Below are 14,509 nucleotides of genomic sequence, written 5' to 3' on the forward strand. Positions count from 1 at the left end.
GCGTTATCTGATTATTTGCCGTAGTCGATTTCATTGACGTACCAGGTCGCATCGCCGACCGGCGTGGTGACCACCAGACTGTCACCGACTTCCTTTTTCAGCAGCGCGCGCGCCATCGGGGAGTCGATAGAAATGTAGTCTTTACGGCCAAAGATTTCGTCATAACCGACGATGCGGAAACGCTTGATGTCGCCGTCGTCATTTTCCACTTCCACCCACGCGCCAAAGAACACTTTGCCGTCCTGTTGTGGCGAATAATCGACAATGCGCAGCTGTTCCAGACATTTGGTCAGATAGCGGATGCGGCGGTCGATTTCACGCAGGCGTTTCTTGTTGTACTGATAATCGGCATTTTCACTGCGGTCACCCAGACTGGCGGCCCAGGTCACCTTTTTGGTGACTTCCGGACGCTCTTCGCGCCACAGAAAATCCAGCTCAGTTTTGAGCTTGTCATAGCCTTCGCGGGTAATCAGTTTGGTCTTCATGTTACCTGTCGCCTTCCACACAGTTATCTTCCAATATCCTTCGCCATTGTTTCACACAATTGCGCCGCTGACAGTGCAGAAATTGGTCGAAAAAACTGTCGGGCTGCTACGCTTTATATGATGGCTTTTTAGTCGGATAGTTATTATCCTTCGCCGCGCTTCTTGCGAATTTTATATTCCGTAACACATTTCGCAATATTCTGAATTTCAAAATATTTTTCTTAAATATCACTTCAGATTATGGGTCATAGGGATTAGGGGTACAGTTACAAATGGATTTACTCAGATTCTTACTTCGTTTGCCTTTTACATTGATAAAAGGCCTCCTTCGCGCGATGGCTTTCATTTTAAGTCTGCTCGGGCGCGTCCTTAAACCTGTTGTCGGCAATATCGACTGGCGTGCGCCGGTCTGGTGGACGGCAATGTCCGGCTGGCTGAAGCGCGGATTTACGCGCATGGAAAGCGGTGTCGATAAACACCCGAAAGCCATCAGTCTGGCTATTCTGGTGTTGCTGTGCGCGGCAGGTGCGGGCGTTTACGGCTGGCACTGGTGGTTAAACCGTCCGCAGCCGATCGAACCGGCACCGATGGTGTATCAGGAAACCAGCGTGCGGGTCAGCAACCCGGAAGCGATTAATTATGCCGCGCAAAAAATTGCGCCTCAGCAGGCCATTTTTAATTTTAGAAATTCAGCTGCGCCGCTGACGGATGTCGGCAAAGTGGTCGAAAAAGGCATTTCGCTGAAACCGGCAACCGAAGGTGAATGGAAATGGATCAGCGGTTATACGCTGGTCTTTACGCCAAAAAATCCGCTGCCGATGGGCACAAAATACGAAGTGAGTTTTACGCCTGACGTACTGCTCGCGCCGCAAATCAAACTGGCGACCACGCGTTATGAATTCACAGCGCCTGCGTTCGATTATCAGTCCGGAACCGCCGAGTATTATCAGGACCCGCAGGATCCGCAAAAACGCAGCGCGATTTTCAACGTCAAATTCAATGCGCCGGTGGATGTGGCCAGTTTTGAGAAACAAATCTCTCTGGGCCTGAGCGAAGGGAAAGCCAAAACGGAATCCAAACTCAATTATTCCGTGGTCTACGACCAGAAAAAACTCAACGCCTGGGTGCATTCCGAACCGCTGAAATCGCTCGATCACGGCGGCTCTGTTCACATGACGATAGGCGAAGGCGTGAAGGCGTCGGTGGCATCAAATGCAATCACGCAGGCGCGTAACGTCTGGGTTTCCGTGCCAACGCTTTACAGCCTGGCCGTGAGTGACGCCAGCGCGCAGGTAGTCGATGCCGACGGCGCGAAAGGTCAGCGTGCGCTGATTATCGGGTTCAGCGATGCGGTGAAAGATAAAGATATCCGCCGCGCGGTAAAAGTCTGGTTGTTACCACAGCACGATCCGAACGATTCAGACGCCGCAACCGGCCCGGACGATTACGCCAGCTGGAATGTGGACAGCGTCGAAAATAACGTGCTGGCGCAATCCACGCCGCTGAATATTCAGCTGAACGAAGCCGAAAGCGACTATCAGCCGCAGTTCAGTTTCCGCTTCGATGCACCGGCGCACCGCGCCATGCTGGTGGAGATCGACAATGTGCTGACGTCTTCCGGCGGCTATAAAATGCCGGAAAAAGTCTACCGCATTGTTGAAGTCCCGGATTATCCAAAGTCTCTGCAATTTATGTCGCAGGGTTCGCTGCTGTCGGTGAACGGTGACAAACAAATCAGCGTGGCCGCGCGTAACGTGCCGGGAATGCGTCTGGATATCAAACGTGTAATCCCGAGCCAGCTGCAACACATCGTGTCATTTAAAAGCCGTGAATATTCGTCAGCGGAATTTAACCGTCTGAATGACGAGTATTTTACCGAGCATTTCAAATATCAGACGGCGGTAAATAACGACAAGCCGGGTGAAGTGAATTATCAGGGCGTCGATCTTTCCCGTTATCTGTCCACCGATCCGAGTTCGCATCGCGGCGTATTCCTGCTGACGCTGTCGGAATGGGATCCGAAGAAGAAAGAAGAAAAACCTGCGACCGATGACGACGGTTATCAGTATCAGGATGACGATCAGAGCGAAGACGAAGCGCCGGTCGGCGATTCCCGCTTTGTGGTGGTTACCGATCTGGGGATTATTGCCAAGCGTTCGCAGGATAAAACCCGCGACGTATTTGTGCAGTCAATTCACAGCGGTACGCCGGTCAGCAACGCCAAAGTGTCGGTTATCGCGAAAAACGGCGTCACGCTGCTGACGCAAACCACCGGCGCTGACGGACATGTGCGTTTCCCGGCGCTGGATGTTTATACCAGCGAACGCCAGCCGGTGATGTTCCTGGTCGAAAAAGAGGGCGACGTATCCTTCCTGCCTGCCGACCGCAATAATGACCGCGGCCTCGACTTCTCGCGGTTCGACGTGGATGGCGAAGAAACCCCGAACGACCCGCGCACGCTGAGCAGTTATCTGTTCTCCGATCGTGGTGTTTATCGTCCGGGTGACACTTTCAACATCGGTCTGATCACCCGCGCCGCCGACTGGAGTATGGGCCTGGCCGGTGTTCCCGTGCGCGCTGAAATTCATGACCCTCGCGATAAGCTGATGAGCACAGTTCCGCTGACGCTTGGTGCCAGCGGTTTCAACGAGCTGAGTTATACCACCAACGACAATTCACCGACCGGCGAATGGAACGTTTATCTGTACCTGATCGGCAAAGACAACGAATCTTCCGTGCTGCTGGGCCACACCTCAGTCAACGTGAAAGAGTTCGAGCCGGACCAGTTGAAAGTGAAACTGCAACTGACGCCGGAACGTAACCAGGGCTGGGTGAAACCGACGGAATTGCAGGCCAATATCGACGTGCAAAACCTGTTTGGTACGCCAGCGCAGGATCGCCGCGTGACGTCGAAACTGACGCTGCGCCCGATGTATCCGAGTTTCGACGCGTTCCCGGACTATGCGTTTTACGAGAATCGCCAGAACAGCGACGGGTTTGAAACCAATCTGGAAGACCGCACGACTGACGAAAAAGGCACGGCGAATATTCCGCTGGATCTGAAATCTTATGCCGATGCGACGTATCAGCTGCAACTGCTGTCAGAAGCCTTTGTGGCCGGTGGCGGGCGTTCAGTCTCTGCGACCGCGCGGGTTCTGGTTTCGCCGTACGATTATCTGATTGGTGTGAAACCGGACGGCGATTTGGGGTACATCAACCGCGGCGCGGTTCGTCATCTGAACGTGATTGCCGTTGATCCGACCCTGAAACAAATTGCCCTGCCTGCGCTGAAAGTGGCGCTGATTGAACAGAAATACATTTCGGTTCTGACTAAGCAGGATTCCGGCGTTTATAAATATCAGTCGAAAATGAAGGAAGTGCAGCTTTCGGAACAACCGCTTTCGCTCACCGCGCAGGGCAACGACCTGACGCTGGCAACCGACAAACCGGGGGATTTCGTGCTGGTGGTAGAAGACGCGCAGGGCAAAGTGCTTAACCGCATTGCGTATACCGTGGCGGGCAACGCCAACCTCAGCCGTTCGCTGGATCGCAACGCCGAGCTGAAGCTGAAACTCAATCAGGCGGAATATCAGCCGGGTGAGGAAATCGAGGTTTCCATCAACGCGCCTTATACCGGCAGCGGGCTGATCACCATCGAGAAAGACAAAGTTTACAGCTGGCAGTGGTTCCACACGGATACCACCAGTTCCGTGCAGAAAATTCGTGTGCCTGTGGGCATGGAAGGGAACGGTTACATCAACGTGCAATTTGTGCGTGATGTGAATTCCAATGAAATCTTTATGAGCCCGCTGAGTTACGGCGTGATGCCGTTTAAAATCAGCACCAAAGCGCGCCAGAACTATCTGGAAGTGGATGCGCCGGAAGTTATTAAGCCGGGCGAAAACCTGGCGATGACCGTCATGACTGATGGCCCGCAGCAGGTAGCATTGTTTGCCGTGGACGAAGGTATTTTGCAGGTGGCGCGTTATCGCCTGAAAGATCCGCTGGAGTATTTCTTCCGCAAACGTGAGCTGGGCGTGGAAAGTTCGCAAATCCTCGACCTGATCCTGCCGGAGTTCAGCAAGCTGATGCAGCTGGCGGCAGCGCCGGGCGGTGACGGCGGTGAAGGGCTGGATCTGAACGTCAATCCGTTCAAACGCAAGCGCGACAAACCCGTGGCGTACTGGTCGGGTATTACCGAAGTGAACGGCGAGAAGCAGTTTGATTATCAGGTGCCGGATTACTTCAACGGTAAAATCCGCGTGATGGCGATTTCCGTCACACCGGACAAAATCGGCAAAGCGCAAACCTCGGCGACAGTGCGCGATAACTTCATCATGACGCCAAACGTGCCCGCAATGGTCGCGCCGGGCGATGAGTTTGATGTCAGCGTCGGCGTGAGCAATAACCTCGAAGGACTGAACGGCAAGAGCGTGGCCATCTCCGTGCATCTGGCGGTGCCGCCGCAGCTGGAAGTGGTCGGTAAAGCGGATCAGAACCTGTCTCTGGCTGAAAAACGTGAAGGCGTGATTAATTTCCGTCTGCGCGCCAAAGCCGTGCCGGGCGATGCGCCGCTGGTCTTTGAAGCAACGTATGCCGATAAAACCAGTCGCCGCACCATCAGCACATCGGTTCGCCCGGCCATGCCGTTCCGCACGCAGTCAGTGATGGGGCGTATGAGCGGCAGCAGCCAGAACGTCGATAACCTGCGTCAGATGTTTGATGCCTATGCGGTGCGCAAAGCTGCGGTTTCCAACTCTCCGCTGGTGCTGACCAACGGGCTTTCACAGTATCTGGCGGATTATCCGTATTACTGTTCTGAGCAGATTGTCAGCCGTTCGATTCCGATGATCCTCGAAGGTCAGCATCCGGAAATGAAAGGTTCGCTGAGTCAGGCGGATACAAGCAAAAAACTGAAAGACATGCTGGCGATCCTGCGTTCACGTCAGAACGACAGCGGCGCGATTGGCCTGTGGCGTTCGTCGCCGCAAACTGATCCGTTCGTCACACCTTACGTGGTGCAATATCTGCTGGAAGCCAAAGTTGCGGGCGTTGCATTACCGGCCGGTATGCTCGATGAAGCCAATGCGGCACTGCGCGAGCTGGCGGCCAGTCAGAGTGATGATTTGTACTCGCTGCGTCTGCGTGCCTGGGCAGTTTATCTGCTGACGCGTCAGGGTGAAATCACCACAAGTTCGCTGGCGTCGGTGCAGGACACGTTGCAACAACGCTATCCGGACACCTGGAAAACCGATCTCAGCGCGCTATATCTGGCCTCGTCCTATCGCATGCTGAAAATGGATGATGAAGCCAATACCTTGTTGCAGCCTACGTGGAAGCAGCTGAGTAAGGCGTATGACAAAGCCTGGTGGACGCAGAGTTACTTTGATCCGCTGGTTCAGGACGCGACGCGTTTGTATCTCATCACGCGCCACTTCCCGGAAAAAGTCTCCGCCATTCCGCCGCAGGTACTGGAAAATATGGTTAAAGCGCTGAAAGAGGAGCGTTATACGACCTATTCTTCGGCGATGAGCATTCTGGCGCTGGAGAGTTATTCGGCCGAAGTTGCGGCGCAGGCTACGGCACCGGACGCGCTGAAAATCACGCAGATCAGCAAAACCAAAAATGTTGAACCTCAGTTGATTTCCAGCGTTCAGGGGCTGTTTGCGAAAGCCAATTTCACCGCCGATGCGAAAGCATTACGCGTGGAAAATGGTAACGACGCACCGGCGTGGTACGTGGTGACGCAGGCCGGTTTTGACCTCGCCGCGCCGAAGAAAGCCATTTCGCGCGGGCTGGAAATTACCCGTGATTACACCGATGAACAGGGTAAACCGGTCACACAAATTACACTGGGACAGAAAATCAACGTACACCTGAAAATCCGCGCCAATTCGAAAGAAGGGCAGGATAATCTGGCGATTGTCGATTTGCTGCCGGGCGGATTTGAAGTGGTACAGCAATCGGCACCGGAACCGGAATCTGACAGCAGCGATGAGAGCAGCGATGCAGAAGCTTCTGCATCCTGGCAGTCACCGCTGGCAGCCTCCGGCTCGACGTGGGCACCGGATTACAGCGACATTCGCGAAGACCGCGTGGTCATTTACGGCAGCGCCAGCACCGATGTGCAGGAGTTTGTGTATCAGATCAAAGCCACCAACACCGGCAGTTTCATCATCCCACCGGCGTATGGCGAAGCGATGTATGACCGCGAAGTTCAGGCGCTGTCCGTCAGTGATCAAAAACTGGTGGTCGTCCCGGCAGATGAACCGGCTGTTGATAAAAAATAATAGACCGCAGACTACGCCCCCGCTGTTTTGGCGGGGCGTAACTGACGCTGAGTAGCAAGATGAATACCACTCCTCCTTTTTTCAAAACAGCCAAACGCCTTCTGCAAAATATCGCCATGGCGGTTTTTTTACTGGCGCTGCTGCTTCTTGCGTGCCGCCTCTGGCCGCATCCGCCGCTTTCTCAGGGGCAACCTTTTTCATCCGTCTATTATGACCGGCAGGGTACGCTGATGCGCATCACGCTGGCGAATGACGATCGTTATCGCGTCTGGACGCCGCTGGAACAGGTTTCGCCGCTGGCGGTAAAAGGCCTGTTGCTGCACGAAGATCGCTGGTTTTACGTCAATCCGGGTTTCAATCCGTTCAGCCTGATGCGGGGTTTCTGGCGCAGTTATGTGGCGGGCGGAAAAATGCAGGGCGGTTCGACCATCACCATGCAGCTGGCGCGGATGCACTGGCATCTCAATACCCGAACGCCGTCGGGCAAAATCATGCAGGTTTTACGCGCGATCCAGCTGGAACTGAGTTACTCCAAGCACGATATCCTCGAAGCCTATCTGAACTACGCGCCCTATGGCCGCAACATTGAAAGCATCGGCGCGGCCAGCCTGATTTATTTCGACAAAGCCCCGAAAGACCTGACATTGCCGGAAGCGCTGACGCTGGCCGTTTTGCCGCAATCTCCCAGTTACCGCATCGACGCCAAAACCGGCGTGCTGGGCACGGCACTGACGCAGGCGCGTAACCGGTTGTTTGGCCGCTGGCAGGCGCATTACGCGACCGACAGCAGCCAGATTTCATTGTTCAAACTGCCGCTGGCGCTGCGTCAGCCGGAGCAGATGCCGTACATCGCCCCGCACTTTATCGAACAGCTTCGCCAGCAAAATCAGCAGATGGTTCAGACCGATAACCGCGTGGACACCACGCTGGACGCCGGTTTACAGCGGTTGATCGAGCGGCAGGTCAACGCCTTTATCACGCGCAATGAAAGCCGCGGGATCCATAATGCCGCCGCTCTGCTGCTGGATACCCGCGACATGGGCGTGCGGGCACTGGTGGGATCGGCGGATTATTATAACCGTGAAATTCAGGGGCAGGTGAACGGCACGAACGCCAAACGTTCGCCGGGCTCGGCGCTTAAGCCTTTTATTTACGCGCTGGGAATGGAGCAGGGCGTGTTGCATCCGATGACCATTCTGAAAGATGTGCCTTCGGCGTTCGGGGCTTATGCGCCGGAGAACTTTGACCGCCGTTTTCTCGGGCCGGTGACGGCGACCGACGCCCTGAATTTCAGCCGTAATATTCCGGCCGTATACGTGGCCTCACAACTGCGTCAGCCGACGTTTTATCAGTTTCTGCGGCTTTCCGGTGTGGCGGATATGGCCAGTGAAAACCATTACGGCCTCTCGCTGGTGCTGGGCGGCGGTGAAGTGACGATGCAGGAACTGGCAAAACTGTATGCGCTGCTGGCGAACCGTGGTGTGCTGCAACCGCTGCGGATGCAAAAGAGCGATCCGGCTGTCGCGACGCCGGTCAGATTGCTCAGTGAGGAGGCCAGCTTTATGACGCTGGACATGCTGCGTCAGCACCGTCGCCCCGGTGATACGCTGGCTCAGCAGCCTTCCTCGTTGCCGGTTTACTGGAAAACCGGCACCTCGTGGGGGTTCCGAGATGCCTGGAGCGTGGGGATTTTCGGGCCGTACGTTCTGGTGGTCTGGGAAGGTAATTTCGACAGCAAAGGCAACAACGTCTTTGTGGGCGCTGAAGCCGCTGCACCGCTGTTCTTCAATATCATCGACAGTATTAATGCCAGCTATCCCGCTTTGCAGGAACCCCGGCATCCGTTCCCGAAACAGCTAAAACGGGTAGACATCTGTCTCGCCAGTGGGGACTTACCGACGCCGTGGTGCCAGCAAAAAGGCAAAACCTGGTTTATTCCCGGAAAATCACCGATCAAGGTCGATACGGTTTATCGCCCTGTCAGGCTGGATAAGCTGACCGGTGAAGTCGCGTGTCCGCCTTATGAAGAAAACGAAACCCGCACGGAAGTGTTCGAGTTCTGGCCGTCAGATCTGGCCAATGTGTTCGCTCAGGCGGGGCTGCCAAAGCGCAAACCACCGGTGAACCACTGTAAAGATGAGGGCGTGGAGGTCAGCGGAAATCCGCCACGCATTACGTCTCCCCTCAAAAATACGGTCTACACCCTGCGGCAATCGCAGCAAGGGCGCGACAGGATTTCGTTTAACGCGGTGACGGATGCGGACAGCAAAACGGTCTACTGGTTTGTCGATGATATTTACCTCGGCAGTTCCGCCAGTAAATCGGCCATCGACTGGCGGCCCATCAACAACGGGCAATATCGAATCCGCGCCGTCGACGATCATGGCCGCGCCGACAGCCGGTTAATCAGTATTGAGATTTTGAATTAAGAAAGGAAATCTGGCAGCGGGGACGCTGCCTGATTTAATTAACGGATATCGACTTTTAGCGTCGCCGTCGCTTCGAATTCGCCGGTATCGAGTTCACCGCCCACCAGATTGATTGGGAATGCGGTGAGGGTGACTTTACCCAACCCATCCTGATTCATGGGTAAAACGCCTTGTGCGAAGGGCATGTAGGTTCCACCGGCATCCTGCACCACAATCCCAATATCTGCCTTGTTATCGGAAGGGCGGCGGCGTGCAATCAGGTAATATTGATTCTCAACGTCCTGCCCCTCCAGAATCATCTCTAACTTATCGTTGTTGGGGATGACCGGTAACCCGCTTTTTGTGCAGTCATATTTGATATCAAAAGTTACAGGCCGGAAACCGTCAGGTGGCGTATTTATCTTAGTAAAACGACTAGCCTGAATTGTGCCAAACCTGACGGAGATAATTTCTCCCTGATTGATCTCACAGTTTTGTGGCACCGTAATTGTTCCGCTGAGATATAAAACTGCTACTGGCGATCCCAGCGGGGGAGCCGTTGTGTTTACCGTTGCCGAAGAGGCATAAACCCGGGCAATTTCAATGCGTGGAATAGTGAGTTCGCCAATAAAAGGTGTCGTAATGTAAAGGTCTACTTTGCCCTGCGAACCGGTGTTCAGGTTATCTTGTGTGCTTTGTTGAGCACAGATACCGGTGTTTTCCTTATCCCAATGATGTGTCCCGTCACTGACGGCTTTGCTGGTAGGAACGGTAACATTGCCATTTTTAGGGATGGCGACTTGGGTCATTACGTCAAGATGATCATTGATTTTGAAGTAGTCAGTGGTGTGACCTAGCGGCAACGAGGTTTGCAGACTGTACATTATCAGCACGCCATTCGCGCCTGATGCATCTGCCGCTGAACAGTTACAGCTAATTTGGTAGTTCTCCTGACTGCTGTTCATTGCCTCAGTGATAATGCTGCCTCGTGCATTCTCATTGCTACTCAGGTCACGCAGAATAGAATTTTCATAAGTTGCCGCACTGCCATTCCTGGGGTCGCAGGTTGCCGATCCGGCGAATGCGGACAATCCATAGAGGCCTGAGAACCCCAGTATCAGTGCAAACAAAACGTTTTTTCTGTGGTTCATGTTTTTATCCTTAAATGCATGAGGCCGTGACGGATTGCACCGATGACGCAACGGACTTCAAATTTATGCTGGCTTTGCACTGCTGGTTTGCCGCAATACCCCACTTCACATGTAAATCCACCTGTTCGCCCGTTTTTATTCCAGAGAGATAAAGGACGCCGCCATCATCTACGATGTTTTCCAGCGATTGATCTTCACTGACTGCGACGGCACCGAAAGGAACTGTCGTGCCGTCATTGCGTACCAGTTTGATTAAGGCGCGCACGCCTATGTGGGCATCAAAATGTGCCACAACCATTGCACCTTTGTTGGGAATGACTAATTCAGATGTGTTAGTCACATCGACTTCATCAGGGAGGGTCGTTGTGTCGAGAACGATCCGATTTTCGGTATAAGACGTGAGATATGGAACGACCGCGTAGCCACGCCAGTCTGTACTGAGGCCAGGAAGATTTTGTACTCTTGCACCACTTGCCCCATTAGCATCAATCAGGGCAAAAGAATCGCCCAAAGGTTGGGATAGCGTAACGCCATGGGCATGGGCAACGACGCCACCGGCAATGCCGTAACTGATTTGCTGCGAATCGTTGTCGTAATAATAACCGGTGTTCAGCGTGCCGTATGATGAACGATAGGAAGCATTAATATTGCTGCTGTCGGTTTCTCCCTGCTGGGTATGACTCTGCTGCAGTGAGTAACTGAGACGATGATCGTCCAGAGCGGTGCCGCTGAGTCCGATTTGCTGGCGGGTTTCACCCTCTTTATCGTGCGTAATATTATAAGTTGCCCAGCTTTGTGGCAGCCACCGGCTTAACGGAACGCGAATATTCAACGCTATCTGTTGATCGTTATCTTCTCCGTCAAGCTGGCTGTAGGAGTAGGACAGGTTATAGCTGATTCCGTTAAAGGTAGAGTTCATTCCGAGGGAAATATTTTTCTCTTTGTTGCTATCACGCCAGTAGTCCTGCTGGTAGGCCGAGGCATACATACTTGCGCCTTCCCACAGCGCCTGATTAACACTGACCTGATATTTGCTGCGCTTATGGCTATCTTGCGTTGCGTTATCCTGAGACTGATTCGCTTCATCAAAATCGTAGAAACCACTGGTGGAATAGCGGTAACTGGCGACGGAGAAGTTCGTATCAGTCGCCTCGATATTTTTAGAATATTGAATACGATAAGACTGGCCGCTGCTGTTTTGATTGTTATCCAGCGTAGTTTGAGCCTGCGTGATATCGACAGAAACTGAACCTAAAGACAGTAAGCTGAATCCGACCCCCGCCATCCCGGAAAGATAATCTGGTGATAATAACGAACCGGCATACGTGGTGATCTCATTTGAGACTCCATAAATCGCCGTGCCCTGAGCAAAGTCCGGCTTTTTGTCGCCATTATTATTTGACCGATAGCGCCCTGCGGTGCCGCTGTATTTTAGGCGTCCCGGACGTTGCATTACCGGTACGGCTGAAAAAGGCTGATTAAATCTGCGCTCAGTTCCGTCGGCTTCTGTAATTGTGACTTCCAAATCGCCGCTGTAAGAAGACGGATAAAGGTCGTTAATTTCAAATGCACCAGGCGCGACATAGCTTTGATAAATAATATATCCATCCTGACGGATGGTGACTTCAGCGTTAGAGTTCGCAATCCCCCGGATCGTGGGTGCAAAACCTCTCTGACTGTCCGGCAGCATATTGTCATCGGAAGCGAGCTGAACACCGGTGAATTGCAGGCTGGGGAACAGATCGCCGGGCGTGGAGCTTTCGCCGATCAGGAACTGGGATTTAAGGCTTTTGATATCACGCTGAGCATAAGTGGAAATGGCATCCCAACTTGGCTGGCCGTCACTATTGCTGTAAGTGCTGTAATTTCGAAAGCGCCATGGCCCCAGGTTTACTCCGTTTTGCATATTCAGGTATTGGCTGGAATCATCGCTGCCATTTTTATTTTTTCGCTGAGCCCCTGAAAAGGCATAGTTAGAAAATAAAACGGGAACACCGTCATCCCATCTTTTGGGATCGACATACCCGCTGGCTTTCTGATCCATTGCGGCTTGCGGAATACTGACATCAAGCCGCATCCGGTTAAAATCGAATTTAGCCGCTGCTGCTGGAATGTACTGTGCCAGAGGAGCCAGAGGCGCATCATGTTGATGATTGACCAGTGAAGGAAATGCATCCACCCTGACGTTCAGGGCTCTTAGTAAATCGGGGGTGATTTCCGGCGACAATGAGCCATCGGGCATCTGGTCATAACGAATTTCTTGCTGGAGTGCCTGCTCAAGGTTTACGTAAATAACAGTGTTGTAAACACCTGCCACCTGGGCCTTATCGCTTTTGGCAAAAATCGAGAGGTCCACGTCGTCAGTCTGTTGCCCGTTATGTTCGAGTAGTTGCGGGTCAAAATAGACATCCTCTGCCCGTGCAGCATCAATAATCAACGCCGTCATCGGGAAAGTACAGCCCACGAATAACGTGAAGATATGACGTTGCAGGCGGGCGCAGTTTCCCAGTTTTTTTGCAGTCGGAGAACTATCCATTGTCATTGTCACTGAGTCCCTGAAGAGATTTCTGAAGCAGTTAAAATGTCAGGTGAAACGTTAAGTAATCAGAGCGTTCTCTTTTCGGGAGTTGTATCGCCGCCGTAATCATTAATTGCGCTCCACTCAACGGTATTGCCGGTGTTATTCGCGGGTAGTGTCACGTTGAGTTGGCCTCCAGGGGCAATCATGTCTGTATCCTTTAATACGGTATTGCCAACGGTCAGGTAGCTGAACACGACGTAATAAGGTGAAGGGTTAGTGATTAGAAGCTGACCGCCGGAACGTGCGAACGTCAGCAACTTGTAGGCGTCATAAGGCTTTCCCTGTAATTTTTCTGGGCGGTAAAAAAGTTTTATTCTGGTCTTAATAACTAATCTTAATTCGTTAGTGTCATTTTTTGGGGTAGAGGGAATAGCGCGTACATTAATATAAAATATGGATTCTTTATCTTGCGGTAATTCCCCTCCTGTATATGAAATACGAAGGTTGTTTTCATCATTGGCGTTCAGGCGAAAAAGCGGAGGGGTGACAACAAACGGGCCGCGTGTTTTACCGTCTCCATTATCAATCCATGACTGAATCAGAAACGGTTTGTTTTCCGATTTGTTGCTAAGGGGCAATGAAGCTTCTTTTTTATTGGCATCATAAATAACCCGGGTGCGCCCGACAAGAATCCCACCACCATAACTTAGCTGAATAGAAAGGAAAAATAGAAGAGTTAACTGAATTAGCCGTTTGATTGCATTGCGCATGTGATTAATCGATCCAGTAATGAATAGGCCTTACATTTTTTTCATAATAATTAATCTGGCAGGCTCACTGACTGAGCCTGCCAGTTTCATAGCGGATTAACGATAATCGAGGGTGACGTTGACACTGGCATCAGCCGGGCCCGGAATGATGTCATCCGGACTTTTGAAAGACTGATAGTTTGCGAGCAAATTGACATCCATTGTTGCTGTTTTTATATCGTAAGTGATCGTCGGTAATGTATTCAGCAGCATAACAGCTTTAGTATTAGCATCCATAATTTGAATACCTACACCATCTGCCATCGTATCGCCGAAGCTATTGCCTAATTTCACAAGGTTAGGATGAGTTGCATCAACAGCTTCAGCTTCAAGCCATATGCGGAAATGTGGAAGAGGGTCACCCTCTTTTTGTGCTACAGGACAGTTAGCCAGCGGAAGAGTGAATGGAATATTTGGGGAGGTATCGCCAATCTCCCTAAATTGAGCAGCTGAATATGTCCCTAACGGAACGTCAACGTCATTGCCCCCATTAATAACACATGCAGTTTTAATAATTGCGCCAGAGAAGTTGATTCGCCCATCAATTGCATAGCTATTCCCGGCTAATGCCAGAAGTAACCCACCTACCATGAGTTTGTATGTCGTTTTCATTGTTGCGTCCATTCTGAAATAAAACGTTGAAGGTTATTCTGCGGAGTTTATCAGGATTTGCGTAATATTACTGATCAAATTTACGCAGAAAAACATTCTATCAAGTGTTTTATGTATTGGGTAGTACGCATTACTCCGTTGAATTACACGCTGTTTTAAAATCGATCAATTATATTCATATGGATGATCGTTAGTGCTTTCTAATTCAATTAATTTATTGTTTGTTTTAACGA

Annotated in this window: 7 protein-coding genes; 2 read left to right on the top strand and 5 right to left on the bottom strand. The window is 51.9% G+C overall.

The features are described 5' to 3' along the window. Nucleotides 1–11: 11 nt before the first annotated feature. Nucleotides 12–485 carry a transcription elongation factor GreB gene (gene greB / locus GW579_RS18640; protein WP_165060991.1) on the bottom strand — a complete coding sequence of 158 codons (474 nt, stop codon included), beginning with the start codon at nt 483–485 and terminating at the stop codon, nt 12–14. Nucleotides 486–757: 272 nt separating this feature from the next. On the opposite strand from greB, the gene GW579_RS18645 reads away from it, so the two are divergent. Both GW579_RS18645 and pbpC read left to right on the top strand, forming a co-directional pair. Then, entirely contained in the window at nt 758–6,775 is a 6,018-nt protein-coding gene (locus GW579_RS18645; protein WP_165060994.1) for an alpha-2-macroglobulin family protein, read from the top strand. A gap of 59 nt (nt 6,776–6,834) precedes the next feature. After that, nucleotides 6,835–9,204 (top strand): penicillin-binding protein 1C, encoded by a 2,370-nt coding sequence (gene pbpC / locus GW579_RS18650; protein WP_165060997.1) that lies wholly within the window; start codon nt 6,835–6,837, stop codon nt 9,202–9,204. A gap of 38 nt (nt 9,205–9,242) precedes the next feature. Here pbpC and GW579_RS18655 read toward each other — a convergent pair whose 3' ends face one another. The 4 genes from GW579_RS18655 to GW579_RS18670 all read right to left on the bottom strand — a co-directional run bounded on the left by GW579_RS18655 (nt 9,243) and on the right by GW579_RS18670 (nt 14,276). After that, a complete protein-coding gene (locus GW579_RS18655) occupies nt 9,243–10,334 on the bottom strand; it encodes a fimbrial protein (RefSeq protein WP_165061000.1) in 1,092 nt (363 codons plus the stop codon). A 10-nt stretch (nt 10,335–10,344) separates the two neighbouring features. Continuing rightward, nucleotides 10,345–12,780, bottom strand: coding sequence for a fimbria/pilus outer membrane usher protein (locus GW579_RS18660; protein WP_476705505.1), 2,436 nt, complete (start codon nt 12,778–12,780; stop codon nt 10,345–10,347). A 158-nt stretch (nt 12,781–12,938) separates the two neighbouring features. Beyond that, nucleotides 12,939–13,625 carry a fimbrial biogenesis chaperone gene (locus GW579_RS18665; RefSeq protein WP_165061006.1) on the bottom strand — a complete coding sequence of 229 codons (687 nt, stop codon included), beginning with the start codon at nt 13,623–13,625 and terminating at the stop codon, nt 12,939–12,941. Between the two features lie 96 nt (nt 13,626–13,721). Then, nucleotides 13,722–14,276: a fimbrial protein gene (locus tag GW579_RS18670; RefSeq protein WP_152327528.1), complete on the bottom strand. Its 555-nt coding sequence runs from the start codon at nt 14,274–14,276 to the stop codon at nt 13,722–13,724. Between the last annotated feature and the right edge of the window lie 233 nt (nt 14,277–14,509).

It is taken from the genome of Rahnella contaminans, from assembly GCF_011065485.1.
Classification (GTDB): Bacteria; Pseudomonadota; Gammaproteobacteria; order Enterobacterales; family Enterobacteriaceae; genus Rahnella; species Rahnella contaminans.